General features: G+C 71.0%; 24 protein-coding genes. 17 read left to right on the top strand and 7 right to left on the bottom strand.

Translation table 11 applies throughout. The features are described 5' to 3' along the window. Nucleotides 1-20: 20 nt before the first annotated feature. Nucleotides 21-641, top strand: coding sequence for an HNH endonuclease family protein (locus C4V41_RS29190; RefSeq protein ID WP_200824295.1), 621 nt, complete (start codon nt 21-23; stop codon nt 639-641). Beyond that, nucleotides 634-885, top strand: coding sequence for a hypothetical protein (locus C4V41_RS29185; RefSeq protein ID WP_103959144.1), 252 nt, complete (start codon nt 634-636; stop codon nt 883-885). The genes C4V41_RS29190 and C4V41_RS29185 overlap by 8 nt, the downstream gene beginning before the upstream one ends. Nucleotides 886-918: 33 nt before the next feature. On the opposite strand, the gene C4V41_RS29180 is transcribed toward C4V41_RS29185, so the two are convergent. Beyond that, on the bottom strand, nt 919-1,323 hold the full coding sequence (locus C4V41_RS29180; protein WP_327537476.1) for an SbtR family transcriptional regulator: 405 nt from the start codon (nt 1,321-1,323) through the stop codon (nt 919-921). 183 nt (nt 1,324-1,506) lie between these two features. Here C4V41_RS29180 and C4V41_RS29175 point away from each other — a divergent pair, with 183 nt between their 5' ends. After that, nucleotides 1,507-1,947 (top strand): PaaI family thioesterase, encoded by a 441-nt coding sequence (locus C4V41_RS29175; protein WP_103959142.1) that lies wholly within the window; start codon nt 1,507-1,509, stop codon nt 1,945-1,947. Between the two features lie 23 nt (nt 1,948-1,970). Here C4V41_RS29175 and C4V41_RS62050 read toward each other — a convergent pair whose 3' ends face one another. Together C4V41_RS62050 and C4V41_RS29170 are read right to left on the bottom strand one after the other, a co-directional pair. Beyond that, complete coding sequence (locus C4V41_RS62050; protein WP_160150419.1) at nt 1,971-2,231, bottom strand: hypothetical protein; 261 nt, start codon at nt 2,229-2,231, stop codon at nt 1,971-1,973. A gap of 490 nt (nt 2,232-2,721) precedes the next feature. Beyond that, nucleotides 2,722-3,132: a hypothetical protein gene (locus C4V41_RS29170; RefSeq protein ID WP_103959141.1), complete on the bottom strand. Its 411-nt coding sequence runs from the start codon at nt 3,130-3,132 to the stop codon at nt 2,722-2,724. A gap of 85 nt (nt 3,133-3,217) precedes the next feature. Here C4V41_RS29170 and C4V41_RS29165 point away from each other — a divergent pair, with 85 nt between their 5' ends. After that, nucleotides 3,218-3,913: a helix-turn-helix transcriptional regulator gene (locus C4V41_RS29165; protein WP_103959140.1), complete on the top strand. Its 696-nt coding sequence runs from the start codon at nt 3,218-3,220 to the stop codon at nt 3,911-3,913. A gap of 1 nt (nt 3,914) precedes the next feature. Here the strand turns inward: C4V41_RS29165 and C4V41_RS29160 are convergent, their stop codons facing one another. Further along, nucleotides 3,915-4,199 (bottom strand): hypothetical protein, encoded by a 285-nt coding sequence (locus tag C4V41_RS29160; protein ID WP_103959139.1) that lies wholly within the window; start codon nt 4,197-4,199, stop codon nt 3,915-3,917. An 89-nt stretch (nt 4,200-4,288) separates the two neighbouring features. Here C4V41_RS29160 and C4V41_RS29155 point away from each other — a divergent pair, with 89 nt between their 5' ends. The 12 genes from C4V41_RS29155 to C4V41_RS29100 all read left to right on the top strand — a co-directional run bounded on the left by C4V41_RS29155 (nt 4,289) and on the right by C4V41_RS29100 (nt 18,075). After that, entirely contained in the window at nt 4,289-5,062 is a 774-nt protein-coding gene (locus C4V41_RS29155; RefSeq protein ID WP_103959138.1) for an enoyl-CoA hydratase/isomerase family protein, read from the top strand. Nucleotides 5,063-5,287: 225 nt separating this feature from the next. Then, entirely contained in the window at nt 5,288-5,626 is a 339-nt protein-coding gene (locus C4V41_RS29150; RefSeq protein ID WP_103959137.1) for a hypothetical protein, read from the top strand. Further along, nucleotides 5,623-6,825 (top strand): DUF6395 domain-containing protein, encoded by a 1,203-nt coding sequence (locus C4V41_RS29145; RefSeq protein ID WP_235030444.1) that lies wholly within the window; start codon nt 5,623-5,625, stop codon nt 6,823-6,825. The genes C4V41_RS29150 and C4V41_RS29145 overlap by 4 nt, the downstream gene beginning before the upstream one ends. A gap of 10 nt (nt 6,826-6,835) precedes the next feature. After that, a complete protein-coding gene (locus C4V41_RS29140; RefSeq protein WP_103959272.1) occupies nt 6,836-7,678 on the top strand; it encodes a M55 family metallopeptidase in 843 nt (280 codons plus the stop codon). Between the two features lie 13 nt (nt 7,679-7,691). Then, on the top strand, nt 7,692-9,242 hold the full coding sequence (locus C4V41_RS29135; protein ID WP_235030443.1) for a flavin monoamine oxidase family protein: 1,551 nt from the start codon (nt 7,692-7,694) through the stop codon (nt 9,240-9,242). A gap of 60 nt (nt 9,243-9,302) precedes the next feature. Continuing rightward, nucleotides 9,303-9,815: a YbaK/EbsC family protein gene (locus C4V41_RS29130; protein WP_103959135.1), complete on the top strand. Its 513-nt coding sequence runs from the start codon at nt 9,303-9,305 to the stop codon at nt 9,813-9,815. Nucleotides 9,816-9,946: 131 nt separating this feature from the next. Continuing rightward, a complete protein-coding gene (locus C4V41_RS63180; protein WP_200824294.1) occupies nt 9,947-11,947 on the top strand; it encodes a serine/threonine-protein kinase in 2,001 nt (666 codons plus the stop codon). Nucleotides 11,948-11,963: 16 nt separating this feature from the next. Further along, nucleotides 11,964-13,766 carry a serine/threonine-protein kinase gene (locus C4V41_RS29120; RefSeq protein WP_103959134.1) on the top strand — a complete coding sequence of 601 codons (1,803 nt, stop codon included), beginning with the start codon at nt 11,964-11,966 and terminating at the stop codon, nt 13,764-13,766. 35 nt (nt 13,767-13,801) lie between these two features. Further along, nucleotides 13,802-15,067: a serine/threonine-protein kinase gene (locus C4V41_RS29115; RefSeq protein WP_103959133.1), complete on the top strand. Its 1,266-nt coding sequence runs from the start codon at nt 13,802-13,804 to the stop codon at nt 15,065-15,067. Nucleotides 15,068-15,262: 195 nt separating this feature from the next. Next, nucleotides 15,263-16,042: an electron transfer flavoprotein subunit beta/FixA family protein gene (locus C4V41_RS29110; protein ID WP_103959132.1), complete on the top strand. Its 780-nt coding sequence runs from the start codon at nt 15,263-15,265 to the stop codon at nt 16,040-16,042. 19 nt (nt 16,043-16,061) lie between these two features. After that, a complete protein-coding gene (locus C4V41_RS29105) occupies nt 16,062-17,015 on the top strand; it encodes an electron transfer flavoprotein subunit alpha/FixB family protein (RefSeq protein WP_103959131.1) in 954 nt (317 codons plus the stop codon). A gap of 199 nt (nt 17,016-17,214) precedes the next feature. After that, nucleotides 17,215-18,075 (top strand): phosphotransferase, encoded by an 861-nt coding sequence (locus tag C4V41_RS29100; protein ID WP_103959130.1) that lies wholly within the window; start codon nt 17,215-17,217, stop codon nt 18,073-18,075. Between the two features lie 85 nt (nt 18,076-18,160). On the opposite strand, the gene C4V41_RS62045 is transcribed toward C4V41_RS29100, so the two are convergent. Beyond that, nucleotides 18,161-18,808, bottom strand: a complete 648-nt coding sequence (locus tag C4V41_RS62045) for a hypothetical protein (protein WP_160150418.1) — start codon at nt 18,806-18,808, stop codon at nt 18,161-18,163. 480 nt (nt 18,809-19,288) lie between these two features. Between C4V41_RS62045 and C4V41_RS29090 the strand changes: the two genes are divergently transcribed. Then, nucleotides 19,289-20,185 (top strand): alpha/beta hydrolase, encoded by an 897-nt coding sequence (locus C4V41_RS29090; protein ID WP_235030442.1) that lies wholly within the window; start codon nt 19,289-19,291, stop codon nt 20,183-20,185. A gap of 24 nt (nt 20,186-20,209) precedes the next feature. On the opposite strand, the gene C4V41_RS29085 is transcribed toward C4V41_RS29090, so the two are convergent. Both C4V41_RS29085 and C4V41_RS29080 read right to left on the bottom strand, forming a co-directional pair. Next, nucleotides 20,210-21,631, bottom strand: coding sequence for a sensor histidine kinase (locus tag C4V41_RS29085; RefSeq protein ID WP_103959129.1), 1,422 nt, complete (start codon nt 21,629-21,631; stop codon nt 20,210-20,212). Beyond that, on the bottom strand, nt 21,628-22,323 hold the full coding sequence (locus C4V41_RS29080; protein WP_103959128.1) for a response regulator transcription factor: 696 nt from the start codon (nt 22,321-22,323) through the stop codon (nt 21,628-21,630). Before C4V41_RS29080 ends, C4V41_RS29085 begins: the two co-directional genes overlap by 4 nt. Nucleotides 22,324-22,339 lie beyond the last annotated feature (16 nt).

Raw genomic sequence — 22,339 nt, 5'->3', positions numbered from 1 at the left:
GCGCAGCGACGGCCGCGACCATGTCCTGCCTGGCCCTGGTTCCGGCCGCGAGCGCGACCGCCGTCTCCCCGGCGGAACTCCCGCCCGCCATGTCCGCCACGACCGCGTTCGTGCAGCTGCACGACCTGGTCGTCGCCGAACCACGCCCGATGACCGGCTACAGCCGGGCCCGCTTCTCGCACTGGTCCCAGCGCGGCCACGCCTGCGACACCCGCGAGCTGGTGCTGGAGCGCGACGGCACGGACGTCCAGCAGGACGAGCAGTGCCGCGCGATCTCGGGAACCTGGCACAGCGAGTACGACGGCAAGGACGTGGCCGACGCCTCCGCCCTCGACATCGACCACATGGTCCCGCTGGCCCAGGCGTGGCGCTCCGGCGCGAACACCTGGACCGACGCCCGGCGCAAGCAGTTCGCCAACGACATGGAGGGGCCGCAGCTCATCGCGGTCTCGGCCGCCTCGAACAGGTCGAAGGGCGACCAGTCGCCCGACCAGTGGCGGCCGCCGAGGCGCAACTACTGGTGCACCTACAGCCGGGCCTGGATCGACGTCAAGGCCCGCTACCAGCTCACGATCACCGAGGCCGAGCGGGACGCGCTGGAAAGGATGGTGCAGACCTGCAATGTCTCCGACGGTGAGTGACAGCAGCGTCGTCGCCGGTCCCGGCGGCGTGATGACGGCCGAGGCCGGCGTCGTCACCGGCGAGGTGACGGTGCGGACCGAGGTCGCGCACGACCGCGTGACGGTACGGATCCAGTACGTGGACGCCGACGAATGGTACGAGGTCGAGGGCAGCCCACTGGGCCCCGCCGACTCCGGGCCCCGGCTCCACCGGGAGATCGTCCAGGCCGTCCAACGCGGTCTGCCCGACGGCCTGAACACCTGAGAAGGAGGCCCCGGCACCCCGGGGCCTCCCGGCTCACACCCGCCTGATCAGCTCTTCGGCGGTCAGCGCCGTGCCCGGCGGCTCCGGCGCAGGATGGGCGCGCATGCCGGCCAGGACCAGCCGCACCGCGCGATCCCGCAGCTCCTCGCCCAGGCCGGCGGACAGCGTCGGCAGCCCCCTGACGAGCAGCCCGACGACCCCCAGCACATCACCCGAGCCCACGTCGGGACGGAGCGCGCCCTCCTTGTGAGCGGCGTCCACGATCCGGCCGAGCGCCTCCAGCAGGCGGGCACGTTTCGCGTCGATCTCCGGCGCCGGTGGCCCCGCCACCGCCTGCAGGACATCCAGCCGCAGCTCCGCGCAGTCGTGCGCGAACCGGCTGAGGGAGTCCCACGCCCATGTCTCTTCCGATCGCGCCTGCTCTGCCAGCGCGACCATGCGGTCCAATTCGTCGATGATCAGCTCCCGATTCTTGCTGGCGTCCGCTCTCACTTGGCCCGGCGCGCCCATACGGTCAGCCGCCTTCCCCTCGACATCGGTTCTCACAGCACCCTAACCAGAGATGTGCGGTCACCGGCTCGTCACGGGAAACTGTCGGTGGTGTCGCGTTCAATCGTCGTCATGGAAACCGAGACGCGCCAAGGCCCGTTCTGGGACACGATGGCGGGCCGGATCCCGCCGCCTCCGGCCGCCACGACGCTGGGCTGGGAGCTGCTGAGCATCGATCCCGAGCAGGGCACGATCGAGGTGGCGTTCCAGGCGGGTGAGAGCTTCGTCAACCCGGCCGGCGTGATCCAGGGCGGATTCCTGGCCGCGATGCTCGACGACACCCTGGGCCCCGCGCTGGTCGCGACGCTGCCGCCCGGCCGGTTCGCGCCCACGCTCGACCTGCACGTACAGTTCCTGCGCCCGGCCAGGCCGGGCCGGCTCGTGGGCCGGGGCAGGGTCGTGCGGCGCGGTCGCCAGGTGTGCTTCATGTCCGGCGAGCTGCTCGGCCCCGACGGGGAACCGGTGGCCGTCGCGACCGCGACGGCCCACATCCAGACGATCAAGTCGGACTGACGCGAGCACGGCGACCGGCATGATCACGCCCGGCCGACACGAGCGCGGCGACCGGCATGATCACGCCGGGCCGGCACGGCGTACGGCCGGCGCGGCAGCCCGAGCACCTGCACCAGTCCGGCGAGCACCCCCACCGGCACCGGCAGCGACGCCGCCGCGCCCGGCGGCAGCAGCCGGCCCAGTAAGACCGCGCCCGGCGAAGGCGAGGCTGGCGGCGACGACGGCGGGCTCACCATGCGGGCGCCGGACACCCGCGTGGGCCTGACGCCCGGCGCGCTCCACACCTACTTCCCCGACCGGGCCGCCATCCTGACGGCCCTCGCCGACCGGCTGCTCGGCGAAGCCGACCTGGGGTTGCTCGAAGACGAAAGCCGGCCGCCGGGTGAACGCATCGTGGCCTTCGCGCTCAACCTGCGCGAGATGCTGATGCGCCACCCGGCGGCTGTCCCCTCCATCCTCGGGGCGGCCTTCGGCGGGCCGGTGGCCCTGCGGGTGGGTGAGACGCTTCTGGCCGCGCTGCCCGACCCGCGCGCGTCGTACACGGTGATGGTGTTCGTGCTCGGCGCGATCGCGCTCGAAGTCGCCGAGGTGCACGGGCCGGTGCCGCCGGAGGCGGAGCGGATCGCCGCCCGCCGCGCCGCGCTCACGGTCGGTCGAGCGGGCCTTCCCGCGCACCCACGCCGCCGCCGCCTACGTCTCGACCGGCCAGTTCCGCTGGGGGCTGGAACGGGTCCTGGCGGGTCTGGCCTGAGGCTCTCGCGGGCGAGCGCGGGCCTAGCCGGTCTTCCGCGCGGTGGCCTGCGCTCCGGCGAGCCTGCCCAGCGCCAGGGCCCCGATCAGGAGGCCGAAGTCGCGCAGGGCGATGTCGTAGTGTCCCGGCAGGGTCAGCAGGTTGACGATGATCCCGGCCAGCCACAAGGCGACGACGTACGCGCCGATCCTGGGCGCGACCGCGACCAGCACGCCGGCCAGGATCTCGATCACGCCGACGATCCGCATGGCCATCACGGCGTCGCCGGGGACGATGTTGTTGATCCAGGGCGCGAGATAGATCGTCCAATCGACCATGAGATTGGTGAACTTGTCGAGCCCGAACAGGATCGGCGCGACCGTGAACGCGGTGCGGAGCAGCGCGAACGCTTGGTAGGAAGGGTTCTTCAGCTTGGTGGAAAGATCGGTGCTCATGGCACGGCTCCTAACGGATGTTATTTTGCACGTTAGAAAGCCGCCCCTGTAACGTCAAGAGTTCTATCCGTTAGAAAGGCCGATCGTGCGCGGATTCGAACAGAACATCACCGGCATCGGCGCTCTCGCCGAGCCCGTGCGCCTGGAGCTGTACCTGTTCGTGTGCGCCCAGCCCGGCCCTGTGAGCCGCGACCAGGCCGCGGAGGCCATCGGGATCGCCCGGCACAAGGCCAAGTTCCACCTCGACAAGATGGAGGCCGAGGGCCTGCTCGAAGCCGTCTACGCCCGGCTCAGCGGCAGGAAGGGCCCCGGCGCCGGGCGCAGCTCCAAGCTCTACCGGCGCGCGGCCCGCGAGTTCGCCGTCTCCCTGCCGAGCCGCGAATACCTGCTGGCCGGACGGCTGATGTCCGACGCCATCGCCGAGTCGGCCAGGACCGGCGAGCCCGTCATGGAGGCCCTGTACCGGGTGGCCGCCGAGCACGGCGCCACCATGGGCGAGGCCGCGATCGCCGCCGAGGGCCGCCCCGGCGACCCCGGGGCGGCCCTCGACCTGGCCGTCGGCGCGCTGGAGGAGCACGGCTACGAGCCGCGCGCCCTCGGCGACCGTACGATCATGGCCAACTGCCCCTTCCACGCCCTGGCGGAGGCGCAGACCGAGCTGGTCTGCCACATGAACCACGCGCTGATCTCCGGGCTGGTCGAGCGCCTGGCCCCGCCGAAGCTGGAGGCCAGGCTCGAACCGGGGGACAACCGCTGCTGCGTCAGCCTGGCCCTTCCCTGAATCAGCCCTGCCGGTCGAGGCGGAACGCGGGCTGGCCCGGTGAGCCCGGCTGCGCGTCCAGCGACTTGTCGTCGAGGATCGGCACCGCGTCCTCCGAGACGAACACCCGCACGTCCGCCTTCTCGACCACCTGGTCGCCCATTTGGGGCGTGTTCGCCAGCGTCACCTCCAGCGTCCCCGCCTCATCGGCCTTCGGCGCGATGCGCAGGCCCGCTTCGGCGGGTACGTCCTCGGTGACCAGCAGGTCGCGGATGGCGTCGACGGCGTTATCGGTCAATGTCAGCATGAAGATCCCTTTCTGTCCGTATATCACTCGCCTCCCCGACACCTCGGGCACCAAACACCTGGACCGGAGCGGGCTGTTAGGTTCGGGCCATGGGTGACTTTGTGAGCGTCGAGGTGGCCGACCAGATCGCCACGATCCGGATCGACCGTCCGAAGATGAACGCCATCAGCGGCCAGGTCCACCGGGAGATCGCCGAGGTGGCCGCCATCGTGGACGCCGACCCGCAGGTGCACGCGGTCATCCTGTACGGCGGCGCGCGGGTCTTCGCGGCCGGCGCCGACATCAAGGAGATGAGCGGCATGTCGTACGCCGACATGTCCCTCTATTGCGCCGCCCTCCAGGCCAGCCTCAACACGGTGGCCCGCATCGGCAAGCCGGTCATCGCCGCCATCACCGGCTACGCCCTGGGCGGCGGCTGCGAGCTCGCCCTGTGCGCCGACTTCCGGGTCGCGGGCGAGTCGGCCAAGCTGGGCCAGCCGGAGATCCAGCTCGGCGTCATCCCGGGCGCGGGCGGCACCCAGCGCCTGCCCCGGCTGATCGGCCCGGCCCGCGCCAAGGACCTCATCTTCAGCGGCCGCCACGTCGCCGCCGCCGAGGCGCTGGCGATGGGCCTGGTGGACCGCGTGGTGCCCGACGACCAGGTCTACACGGCCGCGCTCGAATGGGCGTCCACCTTCACCGGCGGCCCCGCGGTCGCCCTGCGCGCCGCCAAGCAGGCCGTCGACCAGGGCCTGGAGACCGACCTCGACACGGGCCTGGAGATCGAGCGCCTGCACTTCTCCGGCCTGTTCGCCACCGACGACGCCAAGGCCGGCATGCGGGCGTTCACGGACAAGACCAAGGCCACGTTCACCGGCCGCTGACCCGCCCCAAATCACCCCAGACGAACCGACCTGCCCGCCCCCACCCGCCGCAGCCGAACCGGCCTCGCAGCCTCCTTCTCGTCTTCAAAAGGACCGCGCCGAAGTGCGGCGGGACAGGACGAGAAGGGAAGTCCGGAAGAAGGGACGGGCGCCAGCAAAGTCAAGTCAACCCATTCGGTAAGGACCGTCCTAACCGCAATGGGTTTGCCACTATGGTGGCGTTTCATGATGCGCGTCCTGGTCCCCGCCCGGCTCAGAAAGGCCGTGCGTACGTGGTTCGACTCCCGCTACATTTCGATCACCGATCATCGCCAGGACATCAGGGACGCGCTCTGGGAGGTCCAGACCCTGCGGCGGGAGATGGCGACCCTGCACGGCGAGATGGAGCGACTCAAGAACGCCCGCCCCCCGGCCGTCGACAAGGCGAAGATCGACGACACCCACCGGCTCGCCCAGGAGACCGCCAAGGCCATGGACGGGGTGCTCCAGAACGAGGTCCTGGTCTGGCAGGCCATTGACGACCTGCGCGCCACCCGCCCAGGCCAGGGGCAATCGTGCGCGTGACCTGGACAGGCGCGAACCTCGCGTTCCGCCTCGACCCCGAGGACGAGATCACCGGCCATGCCTCCGACGAGCATCCGGTCAAGCTGGCCATCAACTCCTGCACCATCGGCGGGGTCCCCGGCGACGCCCACCCCGACCTGTTCGCCGTGGCGGCCTGGACGGTCGTGGCGCCCTGGACCAGGCGGCGGGTCACGTTCGACCGCGCCATCTCCGCCGACGTGGCGCAGGCCCTGCACGACGGCTGGGGGATCGAGGCCGGTCCTGTGGGCGCCGAGCCGCGCCCGGCGGGGAGCAGGCTCGCGATCTCCTACAGTGGCGGCGCCGACTCGGTGGCGGCGGCCACGATCTACCCGAACGCCCCGTTCGTACATTTCCGGCGGGTGGCCCACCCCCGGGTCCCCAACCGCTGGCCGCACTACCGCTCCGACGTGCTGGCCAAGCTCGCCGCCAAGACCGGCCGCGAGCTGACCACCGTCACCTCCGACCTGGAGTTCACGCTCGCCGAGCCGCGCCCCGGCTACCCGGAGCACCACGCGGTCGCGGCGGGCGCGCTGCTCCTCGCCGACCGGCTCGATCTCGGCGGCCTGGGCTTCGGCTACGAGCTCGGCTCCCGCTGGCTCGGCGGCGGCCGCTACCTGTGGCGCTACACCCCCGACAACCCCATGTGGGCCCCGCACGGCAGGTGGGGCCGGCTGTTCGCGGCGGCGGGCCTGCACATCGTGCTGCCCGTGGGCGGCGTCAGCGAGGCCGTCACCATGCGCCTGGCCCTCGACTCCGCACTCAAGGAGCAGGTGCGCTGGTGCCTGCGCGGCACCGACGGCCCCTGCCGTAACTGCGGCAAGTGCCTGTACAAGGAGCTCATCCAGGCCGCCGTCGAGCGCCGCCCGCTGAACACCCCCATCACCGCCGACCGCCCGGTAGCCCGCAAATACCTGAAGAAGCCGCCGTACGGGGGCCAGGAGATGATCCAGTACGGCCTCGCGCGCGTCCCCGGCATCGAGAACACGCTGTTCGGCCCGGTGCTCGGCTACTTCGACGACCTCACGGAGGAGTCGACGAGCTGGCTGGAGTACTGCTACCCCAGGGCGCTGGAGGAGATCCCCGCTCAATGGCGGGGCGAGGCGGCCGCGTACGTCGAGGCGAACGTCGGGATGATGACCCCGGACGAGGTACGGCGGGTGGAGACATGGGGCGCATGAGGAGGCCGTGGTGAAGGTTTACCTGTCGGTGGACATGGAGGGCGTGACGGGGCTGACCGACCCCGAGGAGATGCACGCCGGCAAACGCGGCTACGAGCGCGGCTGCGAGCTGATGACGGCCGACGCCAACGCCGCCGTCGATGGCGCGTTCGCGGCGGGCGCGACCTCCGTGCTGGTCAATGACGCCCACGGGTCCACGAAGAACCTCCGGATCGACCTGCTCGACCCCCGGGCCACCCTGATCAGGGGCCCCGGCAAGGCGCAGCGCATGGCGCAGGGGCTGGACGATTCGTTCCAGGCCGCGTGCTTCGTCGGTTACCACGCCCGCGCGGGCGTACCGCACGGCGTGCTGAACCACACCTGGATGGGCAAGGAGATCCAGAACGTCTACCTCAACGGCGAGCTGTGCGGTGAGACCAGGCTGGTCGCCGCGTGCGCCGGGTTCCACGGCGTGCCGGTCGCGGTGGTGACCGGGGATGAGGCCGTCGGCGACGAGGCGCGCGAGCTGCTCGGCGACGTCGAGACGGTGGCGGTGAAGAAGGGGATAGACAAGTTCTCGGCCGAGTTGCTGCCGCCGAGCGTGGCCCAGGAGCGCATCCGTGAGGCCACCACGCGGGCCCTTGGCCGGTTGAGCGACTTCACGCCTTATCGGGTGCCGGCGCCGTACACGCTGGGGGTGGAGTGGAACTCCACCGCGATCGCCGCCGCCGTCGCGCTGGTCCCCGGGGTGAAGGCGGCGGGCCCGCGGCACACGGAGTTCACCACGGATGATTTCCGCCAGATCATGGCGCTGTTCGGCATCTTCGCCACCATCGGCGGTCAGATCGCCTGCGGCAGCGGCCCGTACGGCTGAGTAGGGAGCGAAGGTGGACGGCGTGGCGCTGACCCGGCGGGGGTTGCTCGTCGGGATCGGGGCGGCGGGTGGCGCGGGGGCCATGTACGCCGCCATGGGCGCGCTCGGCCTGGCCCCCTCCGAGCAGGACAAGGGGTTCACGGCTCCGCGCACGGGCGACTTCACCTTGCGCGGCAAGGCGTCGGCCAAGGTCGTGATCCTGGGGGCGGGCGTCGCGGGGCTGACGGTGGCGTACGAGCTGGGCAAGGCCGGCTACGACTGCACGATCCTCGAAGCGCGGGCGAAGGCGGGCGGCCGCAACCTGACGTTGCGCGGCGGCGACCGCCTGGCCGAGCTGAACGGCCCCGCCCAGGACGTGAAGTTCGGCGAGGGCGTCTACTTCAACGCGGGCCCCGGCCGGATCGCCCCGTGGATGGTGACCCTCGACTACTGCCGCGAGCTGGGCGTACCGATCGAGACGTTCATCAACAACAACGCCGCCGCGTACGTCCACACCAACGGCCAGACGATGCGGGCCCGCACCGCCCGAGCCGACATGTACGGATATGTCGCCGAACTTCTCGCCAAAGCCACCAACCTCGGCGCCCTCGACAAGGCCATCACCAAGGACGACCAGGACCGCCTCCTGGAGTTCCTGCGGCGCTTCGGCGACCTCGGTCCCAAGCTGGAGTACGAAGGCTCCGACCGCCGCGGTTTCATGAAATATCCGGCCCTCGACACCGGCAGCCCCATCCCCGCCCCCGGCACCCTCCACCAGATCCTCGCCGCCGGCACCGGCCGCGCCATCACCAACGACTTCGGCTACGAGCAGGCCACCCCCATGTTCCAGCCAGTCGGCGGCATGGACGCGATCGTCACCAGGCTTGTCGAGGCCGTCGGCGCCGGCCGGATCACCACCGGCGCCAAGGTCACCAAGATCACCACCCTGGACGACGGCGTGGAGGTCGTCTGGACCGGCGGCAGCGTCAAGGCCGACTACTGCGTCGCCGCCCTCCCGCCGCACCTCCTCGCCAAGATCCCGAACAACCTCGGCGCCCCGGTCACCGCCGCGCTGAAGACCCCGGTCCCGGCGCCGGCCGGCAAGATCGGCTTAGAGTACGGCAAGCGCTGGTGGGAGCTGGAAGACCGCATCTACGGCGGCGTGACCGAGACCGACCTGGACATCACCCACATCTGGTACCCGTCGCACGGCTACCACTCCGAACGCGGCCTCCTCGTCGGCTACTACAACACCGAGCGCGACGCCGAACTCTACGGCGCCCTCACCCCCGAGGACCGGCGCCGCAGGGCCCTCACCCAGGGCAAGAAGATCCACGGCGAGAAATACCGCCAGAACCTCCTGTCCAGCACCTCGATCGCCTGGGAACGCCAGGAGCACATCCAGGGCGCCTGGGTGCGCTGGCCCTCCTTTGATTCGTCCTTCACTCTTCTGCAACGCCCCGCCGGAAGGGTCTACTTCGCGGGCGACTGGCTCACCCACCTGATCGCCTGGCAGGCGGGGGCCATGGAGTCCGCCCGCGGCGCCGTCACCCGGTTGCACCAGCGAGTCCTGCAGTCTCCGTGACGCCGCCCGCTACTCCCGGGACCGCAATAGGCTCCTGGGAGAAGCGATCGAGGAGATGGGATGACGTTGCACTGGGTGCCCGCGACCGAGCGGATCGACCTCCTGGCTGATCCGGTGGCGCACGTCGTGACGAATATGGGGGGTGTCGAGGTGACCGAGATCGACCCCGGCCTGGCCGACACGGCGGAGTTCTGCGAACGCTACGGCGTGACCCTCGATGAGTCCGCCAACTGCGTCGTCGTGGCGGCCAAGCGGGGCGGCGAGACGCGCTACGCCGCGTGCATGGTGCTCGCGACGATGAAGATCGATGTGAACGGCGTCGTGCGCAGGCACCTCGACGCCAGGAAGACGAGCTTCGCGCCCATGGCGGACGCGGTCGAGCTGACCGGCATGGAATACGGCGGCATCACGCCGCTGGGCCTGCCGGACGACTGGCCGATCCTCGTGGACACGCACGTCGCGGAGCATCCGAAGGTGGTGATCGGAAGTGGTGTGCGAAGGTCGAAGCTCGCCGTCTCCGGAGCCACGCTGGCCGGGCTGAAGAGGGCAGAGGTGCTCTCTCTCGCCGGCTGACCGAAATCGAAGCCGATTCGAGACCGTTGGATGGGAAACCGATGAGGCCGTTCTGGACGTTGTACGAGTGGGAATGTGGCCTCATGGTTCATCTCGTGGGCGGGGATTAAGCCGGTATGGTGCTTCATGCCATGAACGATGACCGACTAGGCCCTTACCGGCTGCTCAGGCGGCTCGGTGAAGGCGGGATGGGCGTTGTCCACCTTGCTGTCGACCCCCAGGGGCGGCAGGTGGCGGTCAAGGTCCTGCGCGGAGAGGTCGCCGGTGACGAGGTCGCCAGGCGGCGGCTTTCGCGCGAGGTCGAGACCATGCGCCGCGTGCGGAGCAAATTCATCGCCGAGGTGCTCGACGCCGATGTGACCGGTCATCGTCCGTACATCGTCACGCGTTACGTGCCCGGCCGTCCGCTCGACGAGATCGTCAAGGACGACGGGCCCCTCGACCTGCCGGCGCTGATCAAGGTCGCGCACGGGGTGGCGTCGGCGCTGGCCGTCGTGCACTCGGTGGGCGTGATCCACCGCGACCTCAAGCCCGGCAACGTGCTCATCCTCGACGGCGAGCCGGTGCTGATCGACTTCGGCATCGCGCAGGCCGTCGACGCGACCCGGCTCACGCAGACCGGCATGTTCATCGGCACGCCCGGCTACCTCGCGCCCGAGATCATCGAGGGCCAGGAGGCGGGCCCCGAGGTCGACATCCACGCCTGGGCGGGCACGCTGCTCTACGCCGGCACGGGCCAGCCGCCCTTCGGCAAGGGCACGCTGGAGATGATCTTCTACAACATCACCGCGGGCAAGGCCGACATCAGCGCGGCCCCCGCCGAGCTGCGGCCGCTGCTCAAGTCGGCGTTCCAGCGCAACCCGGCCAAGCGGCCCAAGGCGGCCGACCTGGCCGAGCAGACCGCCCGGATGCTGCCCAGGCCGCCGGCCGGCACGCCCGACGAGATCTCGACGGTGCCGCGCCCCGACGGGCCGCCGCCCTCCACCGAGTTCGCGGCCCCGCCACGGGTGACCGACAAGCCGTCCTATGACATCTCGACGCCGCCGGTGACGCCGAGGCGGCTGCTGGAGAACCAGGAGCCGCAGCCCGTCGCGCCGCCGCCGCAGCAGGACCAGCGGTTCGTCTCGCTCCTGCCCGACCAGCCCGACCCGTGGCCGACCCGCCGGGTGACGCAGGAGGAGCTGCGGCAGATCCAGCGTGAGTCGGGCGCCTATCCGCAGCAGCAGGCCCAGCCTCAGCCGCGGAGCAACGGGCCCGCGGCGCCGCGGCACGGTGAGACCGACGTGCCCACGAGGCGGGTGCGGCCTGACTCGCCCGACTACAACCGGCTGCACGCGCCGCCGCCGCACCCTGGGTCCGGGCCCAGCGCGGGCCGGATCGGCAACGGGCCCGACGGGGTCGAATACGGCCGGCCGAACCCGATTCCGGTGCAGCCGCCGCCGTACATCCCGGCGCAGCAGCACCACCAGCAGCTCGACCCGCGGACCAAGCGGGAGCCGTACATCCCGAGCGTGCAGCCGGGCAAGGTGCTGCAGCGGTCGCGGGCCTACGGCGTGGCGAGCTCGATGCTGCTGATCCTGATGATCGTGGCGGCCGTGATGGCGCCGGTGCTCGTGGCGGTCGTGGCGCTCCCGGTCGCGATCCTGCTGCGCGCCGCCGACATGGCACAGCCGCAGCTCACGGCCCGCCGGGCGGCGGGTGCGGCGGCGCTCGACGTGGTGCGCGTGTTCGCCCATCCGGCGGAGCTGGTCAAGTCGCTGGGCATCACGCTGGCGCTCGGCCTCTACGCGCTCATCCTCGGGCTGCCGGTCACGCTGCTGCTGACCGTGGTGGCCGGCATGAACCCGTCGTACGCCCTGGCCTGGGGCGCCGCGATCGCGCTCTGGACCGTCTGCGCAGGCCCCGGAGTGGAGGGACCTGGCAAACAAATGCGCAGAACGCTCTCATCGCTCGTACCCTCGAGAACAGCGGCGATGGTGATGGCGGGAGTTCTCGCGGCGGGTGCCGCGCTTTCGCTGATCCTCGCTTACGGCACGTTCGGGGACAATCCAAGGGGGGCCGTATGGACTCCGCTGAACGTCGATCCAGTGGTACAGCAGCTCGATGGGCTAGGGGGGAATTCCGGGGAATGACGCGGGGAAGGTGGCGATGAGCACCCAAGCACCAGAACGCCTCGGCCCTTATCGGCTGGTCAGGAAGATCGGTGAGGGCGGCATGGGGGTCGTCCACCTCGGTCTCGACGGTGAGGGCCGCGAGGTCGCCATCAAGGTCCTGCACCCCCATGTGGCCGCCGACCTGAAGGCGCGCGACCGGCTCACCCGCGAGGTCGAGACCATGCGCCGGGTACGCAGCCCGCACGTCGCCGAGGTGATCGACGCCGAGCTCGTGGGCGGTCAGCCGTACGTGGTGACCCGCTTCGCGCCCGGCCGCACCCTGGAGGAGACCGTCCTTTCCGAGGGCGCTCTGGAGGCCCGCGAGATCATCAGGCTGACCCAGGGGCTCTGCCAGGCGCTCGTGGCCATCCACGCGGCCGACGTGATCCACCGCGACTTCAAGCCGTCCAACGTCATGCTGGTCGACGGCGAGCCGCTGGTCATCGACTTCGGCATCGCCCACCTGGTGAACGCCACCCGGCTGACCCAGACCGGCATGTTCGTCGGCACGCCCGGCTATCTGGCGCCCGAGATCATCCGCGACTCCGAGATCACCCAGGCGGCCGACGTGCACGCGCTGGCCTCGACGGTGTTCTTCGCCGCGACCGGGGCGCCGCCGTTCGGCACGGGAACGTTCGAAGTCGTCTGCTTCAACATCATGGAAGGCCGGGCGCAGATCGACAAGGCGCCCGCGTGGCTGCGCGGCTGGCTCAGCCGGGCCCTGAACGTCGAGCCGTCGGCCCGGCCGGGCGCCCAGGAGCTGCTGCGGATGGCCAGGGCGCTCGATCCGTCGGTGACGACGTTCAACGAGACGGCCATCGACGGGCCGACGGGCACCAAGCGGCTGGGCAATCGGACGCGGGCCCTGGAGAACAACTACTCCGACCTGCTGCCGCCGGTCGAGTACGGCGCGCCCGCACCCGCGCCGGTGCGGCAGCCGCGCCGGGAGGAGCGGCCACGCCGGGAGGAGCGGCCGCCGCCGTATGTGCCGGCGCCGGTTTCCGCCAGGCCGCCGATGCCGCGTCCCGACCAGCGGGTGGCGGGCTATCCGGCGCCGCCGCCCACCTCGCCGTCGCAGGTCAGGCCGTACACTCCGCCGCCCGAGCCGCGCCAGTACACTCCGCCGGCCGAGCGGAAGAAATACCTGTTCGGCAGCCAGTTCGTCGGCCTGCTCCTGCTGGTCACGCTGGTGGCGGTGACCGTCATGATGCCGGTCATGGCGGGCGCGGTGGCCGTCGCGCTCGCGCTGGTGCTGCGCATCGGCGAATATCTCTTCGGCGACCTGGTCAAACGCCGCCAGGTACGCGGGAGCAGCGCCGCCGACCCGCTGCTGGCCCTGGTCGGCACGCCGTGGGCGCTGGTGAAGTCCGCGCTCGTAACGCTGGTCCACGTACCACTGGCGCTGCTGTTCGGCGTGTGCGTCTGGGGCGTGCTCCACTGGGCCGGGCAGATGAGCGTCAACGAGGCGGCCTCCTTCGGGGCGGGCGCCTTCGCCGCGGGCCTGTTCGTGCTGCCCGGCGGCGGCGCGCCGCGCAAGGCCGTCACCCGTACGCTCACCGGCGTGCTGCGCAGCCCTGGTGCGGCGCTGGTCGCGGTCGTGCTGGTGGGCACCGCGGCGCTGTTCGCGGTGATGTTCGCGCTGGGCCAGGACCCGGTGTGGTCGCCCTGGCGGGCGCCAGAGTCGGTGATCGACGATCTGGCGACCGACGCGAGACAGAGCACGGTCGGCCTGATCACCGGGTTGGTGGGCAGTCTGATGAACGGGCTCGGGCTGGGGTTCCTGAATCCCTGGGGCTGAGTGTCCCCGTCGTCGGCTAAGGGGAGAGATGAAGTATGAGCGAGCACCTCGGCCCATACGAGCTACTCTCCCGGCTCGGGGCCGGCGGATTCGGCGAGGTGCACCTGGCGCTGGACCCTGAGGGGCGCACGGTCGCGGTCAAGGTCCTGCACCCGCACGTGGCGGCCGACGGTGGCGCGCTGGCCCGGCTGGCGCGCGAGGTGGAGACCATGCGCATGGTCGGCGGGCCGCACGTGGCGGAGGTGCTGGACGCCTCGCTGCAGGGCACCAGGCCCTACCTGGTGACCCGCTACGTGCAGGGGCGCCCGCTCAGCGCCGTCCCCGTGCCCGTCGTCGAGCTGCGGCGGCTGGCCGCCGGTCTCGGCGACGCGCTGCTGGCCATGCACGAGTCCGGGGTGGTGCATCGCGACCTCAAGCCGGCCAACGTGATGATGACCGAGGGCGAGCCCGTGGTGATCGACTTCGGCATCGCCAGCGCGCTCGACTCGCTGTCCGTCACGGCCTCGGGCGCGGTGGTGGGCACGCCCGGCTATCTCGCTCCCGAGGTGCTCGAAGGGCGGGCCGCGGGGGTGGAGTCGGACGTGTTCTCGTTCGGGGCGACGCTGGCCTACGCGGCCACGGGGCGGCAGCCGTACGGGCAGGGGCCCGCGTCGGCGGTCGCCTATCGGGTCGTGCACCATCCGCCCGATCTGGAGGGCGTGCCGGAGTGGCTGGAGCCGTTGTTACGGGAGTGCCTGTCGACCGAACCGGGTGCGCGGCCGACGGCGGCGCAGATCTGCGCCAGGCTGGGCGTGGCGCCCGTGTCCCACGTACGCCGCGCCACCGTACGGCCTCAGGTGGCCGCGGACGTCCATGCCCGTGTTCGTGATCAGGCCCATGATCATGCCCATGTCCGAGCCGCCGCCGACGATATGAGCACCAGGGAGTGGCGGCCCGGCAGGGAGCAGCATCGGCGGTCGGTGGAGGCGTCCAGGGCCCGGCATCGGGAGAAGGTGCGCAGGCGCTGGCTGATCGGGTCCGGGCTGTTCGTGTCGCTGCTGGCGGCCGCCGCCAGGGTGCCTTTGCCCGAGGTCTCGTTGTTCCTGCTGGCGGCCTACTCGCTGGGGGTCGTCATCGACGCGGGGGTGGCGATGTTCTCGCGCAGCCCGTACCAGCGGAGCCGGTTGATCACGGACACGCTCTGCGTGGCCGGGGCGGTCGGGATCTGTTTCGGGCTGGCGGCGGCGTTCAGCACGTTCACGCTGGCGCTCTTCGCGGGTACGGCTCTGGTGGTGGGGGTCGTGTTCCTGCTGTCCGCGTAGGTGACCGAATAAAGTTCGGTATGGTGGTGGATGGGAGCGCGCCGGTTTGGGCGTAAGCTACCCATGGGTAACATAAGCGCGACAGACCCTCTGTCGGGAGCCCCGCGGGCACCTGGCAATCTGGACAGCATGCATTCGGCGCCCACCGCACCCGCGCGGGGGCGCACGCGAACTACGGGAGGTCGGCCACCGGCCATGAACATCGTCGTCTGCGTGAAGCAGGTCCCCGATACGGCGACCGAGCGCAAGCTGCGGTCCGATGACAACACGCTCGACCGCGCCGCCGCCGACGGCGTCGTCAACGAGCTCGACGAGTACGCGGTCGAGGAGGCGCTGAAGCTCAAGGAGGCCCACGGCGGTGAGGTGACCGTCCTCACCATGGGTCCCGGCAGGGCCACCGAGACGATCCGCAAGGCGCTGGCCATGGGCGCCGACAAGGCCGTCCACCTCAGCGACGACGCGCTGCACGGCTCCGACGCGCTCTCCACCTCGTACGCGATGGCGCAGGTGCTCAACAAGATCGGGTTCGACCTGGTCATCCTGGGCTCCGAGTCCACCGACGCGCGCACCGGCGTACTGGCCGCGATGCTGGCCGAGCGCCTCGGCACCCCGCAGCTCACGCTGGCCAACAAGGTCGAGGTCGAGGGCACCTCGATCAAGATCCAGCGGATCACCGACTACGGCTTCGACAAGGTCGAGGCCGCGCTGCCCGCCGTCGTGTCCGTGGTCGAGAAGATCAACGAGCCGCGCTACCCGTCCTTCAAGGGCATCATGGCGGCCAAGAAGAAGCCGGTCGAGACGCTGGCCATCGGCGACGCCTCCATCGACGCGTCCCAGGTGGGCCTGGCCGCCGCCTGGTCCGAGGTCGTCGACTTCGCCGCGGCCCCACCGCGCGCGGCCGGCACGATCGTCAAGGACGAGGGCGACGGTGGCGCGAACGCCGCCGACTACCTGGCGTCCAAGAAGTTCATCTGAGAACGGGGGTACTACGGAAATGTCGGAGATTCTCGTTCTCGTCGAGCAGGTCGAAGGCGAGGTCAAGAAGGTCACACTCGAACTGCTGACCCTGGCCCGCTCCCTCGGCTCGCCCGCGGCCGTCTGGGCCGGCCCCGGCCTCACCGCCGAGGCCAAGGCCAAGCTCACCGAATACGGCGCAGACAAGATCTACGTCGCCGCCTCCAGCGACATCGTGGACCACGTGGTCGCGCCCAAGGCCGAACTGCTCGCCCAGCTCGTCGCCGCCGCGTCCCCGGCCGCCGTCCTCGTGGCCGCCACGGCGGAGGGCAAGGAAGTCGCCGGCCGCCTGGCCGTCAAGACCGACTCCGGCGTCATCACCGACGCGGTGGGCCTCGGTGAGGGCTTCGTGGCCGACCAGTCCATCTTCGGTGGCGGCGTCAACGTGCACTCGAAGGTACGCAAGGGCACGCCCATCGTCGCCGTACGCCCCAACTCGACCGCCCCCGTGGCGTCGGCCGGGGCCGGGGCCGAGGAGGAGGTCTCGGTCACGCTGACCGACGCCGCCAAGGCCGCCCGCATCGTCGAGCGCGTCAAGCAGGAGAAGGGCGCCCGCCCCGAGCTGACGGAGGCCGCCATCGTGGTCTCCGGCGGTCGCGGCGTGGGCTCGGCCGAGAACTTCGTCATCATCGAAGGCCTGGCCGACGCTTTGGGCGCCGCGGTGGGCGCGTCACGCGCCGCCACGGACGCCGGCTGGTACCCCCACCAGTTCCAGGTGGGTCAGACGGGCAAGACGGTGTCGCCGCAGCTCTACATCGCGGCCGGCATCTCGGGGGCCATCCAGCACCGGGCGGGCATGCAGACGGCGAAGACGATCGTCGCCATCAACAAGGACCCTGAGGCTCCGATCTTCGAGCTGGCGGACTATGGCGTGGTGGGCGACCTCCACCAGGTGGTCCCGCAGCTGACCGAAGAGGTCAACAAGCGCAAGTAGCAGTCCTCGGAGCCCGGGGGTTTTCCGACCCCGGGCTCCCGTCGGGGCCTCAAACCCAGCTCAGCCCCGATTACGTCGTGCGGAAACCATCACCTGCCCACCGTTCACAGATGTCGCTGTGACAGGCGGCTTGGTATGGTGCCCCGATCGCACCGCCTGGAGAGCACGGCGGCGCTCAAGGGAGAGGGGTCATGCGACGATGCAGGCGTCAGAGGTCTCGCGTGCGGTGTCCGCGGCCATATCGACCGCCTCATCACTCGGCCTGACAGCCGACGACGCGATCGTTCTCAACAACTCGAACAAGCTCGCCCTCCGCCTGCTGCCCTGTGATGTCCTGGCCCGGGTGGCACCTGTGGCAGAGCAGGTCGCGCAGTTCGAAGTCGACCTCGCCCAGCGGCTCATCGAATCCGGATGCCCGATGGCCGCTCTCGAGCCCCGAGTGGAGCCACGCGTCCATGAGCGCGACGGCTTCGTGATCACGCTGTGGACCTACTACGAACCCGCGACACCACCTCAAGAGATCTCACCGGCTGACTACGCCCATGCGCTCGAGCGGTTGCACGCCGGCATGCGCAAGCTCGATGTCCCGACGCCGCACTACACGGATCGAGTCGAGGAGGCCCAGCAACTCGTGGCGAACCGCGACCTTACCCCGGAGCTCGCCGACGAGGACCGGGAACTGCTCGGTGACACGTTGCGAAACATGCGACGAGTGATCGGCGAGCGCGGCGCCTCCGAGCAACTGCTGCACGGCGAGCCGCACCCGGGCAACCTGCTCACCACGAAGAACGGGCCGCTGTTCATCGACCTTGAGACGTGTTGCCGCGGGCCTGTCGAATTCGACCTCGCCCACGCGCCCGAAGAGATCAGCGAGCACTATCCGGATGTCGATCAAGAGTTGCTGCGCGAGTGCCGGATCCTCATGCTGGCGATGATCACTGCGTGGCGCTGGGACCGAGGCGACCAACTCCCGGACGGGCGCAGGCTGGCCGCAGAGTGGCTCGGCCAGATCCGGGCAGAGCTCGATCGCCGGGCAATGGCTGATGGCGGGAGGTCGTAGCCGAGCCGGCCGCGAAAAGGCGAACTCACCTTCTGGCGCTCAGGTCAGTGTGTGGTCCGGGGTGTCCAGCCAGATCCGCCGGCCCTCAGGCGTGATCGTCATCCCGAATCGGTCCCGGCCGGGCTCGCCCCACGACACCCAGCGGAAGTAGGCGTCGGTGATCTCGTCCCACAGGGGCCCGGTTGGTGAGCGCTCGGGCGATCGCGTCGCGGAGGATGTCGCCCGGGGTGGTCACCTGGTCGGCCACCTCCCTGTACCGCCCGTACTGCAGGGGATCGTCGCGCCAGGCGCGCAGGGCGGCGAGGGTCGGCTCGCTGGTGTGCCGGCACGCGCGGTAGAGGCGCTCGGCGAGGTCGCTCGGCAGGCGAACGGAGATCCGCTCGGGCCAGGAGTGGCCGGCGGTTCCCAGCCATGGGCCCGACCGGGGCGCCGTCGGGGGCGGGGGCGGCCAGGAATGGTCCCATCCTCGGTCGGTGAGTTCGGCGCGTACGGCGTGCGTCATGAGGACGTCGATGGTGTCGCACAGTGCCCCTGCCTCGCGCAGTTCGCGCAGATGGGCGTGGGCCTCAGCTCGGATGGCGGCCCGTGTCTCGGCCGGCGCGCGTCCGGGGACCTTCCAGCGGGGGTCGGCCAGGAGGTGGCGCCGCTTCGCCTTCTCCTCGGTCATCCGGGCGGTGAGGCGCTCCCGTGTGCCCTGTGGGACGCCGGCGCTCATCCGGGTCACGTCTGCCATGATCCGATGATCGAGGCGAAGCTCAAATGCCGCAAATCGCGCACCGGTCGGCGGTTGACAAAGGGATCGTGGGGCGTTTGTAATGATCGGCGTGCCGTGTGACGCCAACCGGGAAGACGGGGGCGGGTGGGCGGCACCGTATTCAAGGGGATGATCGCCGTGGACTCACACGTCATAGGCCGCGCCTGAGCGCATAGCGCCCGCGCGTCACCCCTGAAGACCGGTCGCAGGCCGGTCGAGGACCCGTCAGCGCCGTTCCGGCCGACGGACATGTACGGATTCCGACGACTGAGGTCTGTCAACGGGCACGTACGGACTCCGACGGTTCGCCGACGGATACGTACGGACTCCGACGGACTCTGGCGTCCGATATCTGCCGCCATGGCGATCTTCGGGTGATGACGCGCGCCGATACGCCCGTAACTCACCAAACCGTAGCTTTCGCATGCCCGGTCACGCCCGGGCCGAAGGGATCATCTCTTGAACGTCACCCACCTCCCCGCCACCCCCCACGAACAGGACGCCGTCCGTACGCGGATGTCCGAGATCTTCTCCGACCCACCGGCGCTCCCGGCGGACGCCGGCCTTGACCCCGTCCTGCCGGAGACCGGTGAGGTCCCCGGCACCTGGGTCACCGCCGGCGGCCTGGCGATCGGCACGGGTGTCATCGTCTACGTGCACGGCGGCGGGTTCTCCTTCAGCAACCCGCCGATGGAACGGATCATGGCCTACCGCCTGTCCAAGGCCACCGGCCGGCCGGCGTTCGCCGTGGACTACCGGCTGGCGCCCGCCCACCCCTTCCCGGCCGCGATCGAGGACGTCGTGGCCGTCTACCGGAGCCTGCTCCGCCAAGGGGTACCGGCCGGGCGGATTCTGCTGGCCGGCGAGTCCGCCGGGGGCACGCTGATCCTGTCCGCGCTGCTGATGCTGGCCGAGGCCGGGGACCCCATGCCCGGGGGTGCCGTGTCGGTCTCGCCGGTCACCGACTTCGCCGCCGAGCCCGTCACCACCGGCGGGCGCGACTCGATCGACCCGTCGATCATGGGCTCGATCGCCACCCAGTACCTCGCCGGAGCCCGTCCCGACCAGGCGCCCCAGTCGCCCGTCTACGGCGACCTGTGCGGGCTCCCGCCGATCCTGCTGCCGGTCGGCGGCGACGAGGTGCTGCTCGGCGACGCCCGCCGCTTCGCCGAGGCCGCGGCGGCGGCCGGAACGCCGGTGGACCTCGACGTCTACGAGGGGATGCCGCACGCGTTCCACGCGGCCGTGCTGTTCGCCGAGGACGAGCACCTGCCCACCGCCAGGACGTTCCTGGGCCGGCTCACCGAGTGGGCCGCGAAGGGAGTCACCCTCAGCAGGGAGCCGGCCGGGTCTTAGCCGGAGCGGTGAAGCGGGCACCCGTCATTCGGGAAGGCTGGCGGTCGGAAGCCTGACCTCGAAGGACGTGCCCTGCCCCGGAGCGGAGCGCAGGTCCACGCGTCCCCCGTGCGCCGCGACGATGGACCGTACGATCGCCAGCCCCAGCCCCGCACCCCCGGTGGCCCGGGCCCGGGAGGAGTCGGGGCGGTAGAAGCGGTCGAACACCCGCTCCGCCTCCCCGGCCGTCAGCCCGGGCCCTTCGTCGGCGATGACCAGCACGGACTCGCCGCCGTCGGTCCCCACGCCGATTCGTACCGGGGTGCCGGCGGGGGTGTGGGCGATGGCGTTGCCGACCAGGTTGCTGACCACCTGCCGCAGCCGGTCCTCGTCCCCGAGCACGGGGGCGGTGGCGGCGGGGCCGTCGAAGGGGCCGGTGAAGGCGATGGGGCGGGACGGGTCGAGGGCGGTGAAGTCGTGGCGGGCGTCGGCGGCGAGGGTGCGCAGGTCCATCGGGGTGAGGTCGAGGCCGGGGCCGTCGCTCTCGTCCAGGCCGGCGAGCAGGAGCAGGTCGTCCACGAGCTTGGCCAGCCGGGCCGACTCCTGCTCGATGCGGGCCAGCGCGGGCGCGGCCTCCGTCCCGCCCATCCGGTACAGCTCGGAGAAGCCCTTGATGCCGAACAACGGGGTACGCAGCTCATGGCTGACGTCGGCGACGAACCTGCGCATGCGCGCCTCGGAGGCGGCCCTGGCCGCGACCCCCTGCTCGATCTGGGCGAGCATCTTGTTGAGGGAGAGGGCGAGGCTGCCGACCTCGGTGCCGGGGGTGGCCAGCTCGGGCACCCGCCTGGTCAGGTCGCCGTCCGCGATGGCCGCCGCCGTCTCCTCCACGCGGCGCAGCGGCGCGAGCCCGGCCCTGATCGCGAACCCGCCCGCCACCGCCAGCAGGGCGAGCAGGATCGTGCCGGCCACGAGGCAGGCCGCGCGCAGCCGGTCGACGGTCGAGTACATGCCCGCCAGCGACACCGCCGCGACCACGCCGGTCTGAGGGGTCCGCGCGGGCAGCGCGACCGCCCGCCACTCCTCGCCGTCCGCCCCCGGAACGGTGAACGGCCGCCCCGCGACGGCGGTGAGGTCGAGGCGCGGCAGGCGAGGTCCGGGCGGGTCGCCGAACTCGCGGGTCACGACGCCGTCGGAGCCGAGGTAGGCGGCATAGCCCTTCTGGATCAGGTCGAACTGGCCGGGCACGACGCCGGGCGTCTTCGCCTGCGCCGTCATCTTGGCCAGGAAGTCGGGCGGGATCGCCGCCAGGGCTCTGACCATGGGTTCGAGCTGCGCGTCCACGCGGGACAGGAGCTGGGACTCTAGCTGCCGCACCAGGACCGAGCTGATCACGGCCAGGCCGACGACCAGCAGCATGACCGTGATCGCCAGCAGCCGGGCGCGCAGGGACAGCCGGCGGATCATGATCGGGGCTTGCGCAGCAGGTAGCCGACGCCGTGGACGGTCTGGATCAGCGTGGGGTCGCCGAGCTTGCGGCGGAGATAGCTGACGTACGTGTCCACGATGCTCGTGTCACCGGCGAAGTCGTAACGCCACACGTGTTCCAGGATCTGCGACTTCGGCAGCACCCGGCCCGCGTTGAGCACCAGGTGGTGCAGGAGGCGGAACTCCGTGGGCGACAGGCGTACCGGATGTCCGGCCCTGGTCACCTGGTGGGCGTCGGGATCGACTTCGAGATCCCCGACGACCAGTGTGTGCTCGTCGGGGATCGCGCCCGTGCGGCGCAGGATGGCCCTGATGCGGGCCAGCAGCTCCTCCAGGTCGAACGGCTTGGTCACGTAGTCGTCGCCGCCGAGCCCGAGCCCGGTGATCTTGTCGGCCTTGGCGTCGCGCGCGGTCAGGAACAGGACGGGCACCGGGCCGGGACGCCCGCCGGCCCTGGGCAGGCCGCGCAGGCGGCGGATGACCTCGAACCCGTCGAGGTCGGGCAGCATGACGTCGAGCAGCACCAGGTCGGGCGGGTCGCGGCGGGCCGCCTCCAGCGCCTGGGCGCCGGTGTCGGCCGAGCTCACGGTGAAGCCCGCGAAGCGCAGGGTCGCCGACAGCAGCTCTTTGACGGTGGGCTCGTCGTCGACCACCAGCAGCCGTTCGCCCAAGTGAGGCACCTCCCGG

It is taken from the genome of Nonomuraea solani, from assembly GCF_900108335.1.
In the GTDB taxonomy this organism is placed as follows: Bacteria; Actinomycetota; Actinomycetes; order Streptosporangiales; family Streptosporangiaceae; genus Nonomuraea; species Nonomuraea solani.
Note: the sequence above shows the minus strand (reverse complement) of the source record. Positions and strands in the feature narration are given on the sequence as shown.

Bases quoted from the DNA above. Each gene is read 5' to 3' on its own strand.
- C4V41_RS29190 (WP_200824295.1), top strand. From the start codon at position 21: ATGTCCTGCCTGGCCCTGGTTCCGGCCGCGAGCGCGACCGCCGTCTCC.
- C4V41_RS29180 (WP_327537476.1), bottom strand. From the start codon at position 1,323: ATGGTCGCGCTGGCAGAGCAGGCGCGATCGGAAGAGACATGGGCGTGG.
- C4V41_RS29175 (WP_103959142.1), top strand. From the start codon at position 1,507: ATGGAAACCGAGACGCGCCAAGGCCCGTTCTGGGACACGATGGCGGGC.
- C4V41_RS29170 (WP_103959141.1), bottom strand. From the start codon at position 3,132: ATGAGCACCGATCTTTCCACCAAGCTGAAGAACCCTTCCTACCAAGCG.
- C4V41_RS29160 (WP_103959139.1), bottom strand. From the start codon at position 4,199: ATGCTGACATTGACCGATAACGCCGTCGACGCCATCCGCGACCTGCTG.
- C4V41_RS29155 (WP_103959138.1), top strand. From the start codon at position 4,289: ATGGGTGACTTTGTGAGCGTCGAGGTGGCCGACCAGATCGCCACGATC.
- C4V41_RS29150 (WP_103959137.1), top strand. From the start codon at position 5,288: ATGATGCGCGTCCTGGTCCCCGCCCGGCTCAGAAAGGCCGTGCGTACG.
- C4V41_RS29130 (WP_103959135.1), top strand. From the start codon at position 9,303: ATGACGTTGCACTGGGTGCCCGCGACCGAGCGGATCGACCTCCTGGCT.
- C4V41_RS63180 (WP_200824294.1), top strand. From the start codon at position 9,947: ATGAACGATGACCGACTAGGCCCTTACCGGCTGCTCAGGCGGCTCGGT.
- C4V41_RS29120 (WP_103959134.1), top strand. From the start codon at position 11,964: ATGAGCACCCAAGCACCAGAACGCCTCGGCCCTTATCGGCTGGTCAGG.
- C4V41_RS29115 (WP_103959133.1), top strand. From the start codon at position 13,802: ATGAGCGAGCACCTCGGCCCATACGAGCTACTCTCCCGGCTCGGGGCC.
- C4V41_RS29110 (WP_103959132.1), top strand. From the start codon at position 15,263: ATGAACATCGTCGTCTGCGTGAAGCAGGTCCCCGATACGGCGACCGAG.
- C4V41_RS29105 (WP_103959131.1), top strand. From the start codon at position 16,062: ATGTCGGAGATTCTCGTTCTCGTCGAGCAGGTCGAAGGCGAGGTCAAG.
- C4V41_RS29100 (WP_103959130.1), top strand. From the start codon at position 17,215: ATGCAGGCGTCAGAGGTCTCGCGTGCGGTGTCCGCGGCCATATCGACC.
- C4V41_RS62045 (WP_160150418.1), bottom strand. From the start codon at position 18,808: ATGGCAGACGTGACCCGGATGAGCGCCGGCGTCCCACAGGGCACACGG.
- C4V41_RS29085 (WP_103959129.1), bottom strand. From the start codon at position 21,631: ATGATCCGCCGGCTGTCCCTGCGCGCCCGGCTGCTGGCGATCACGGTC.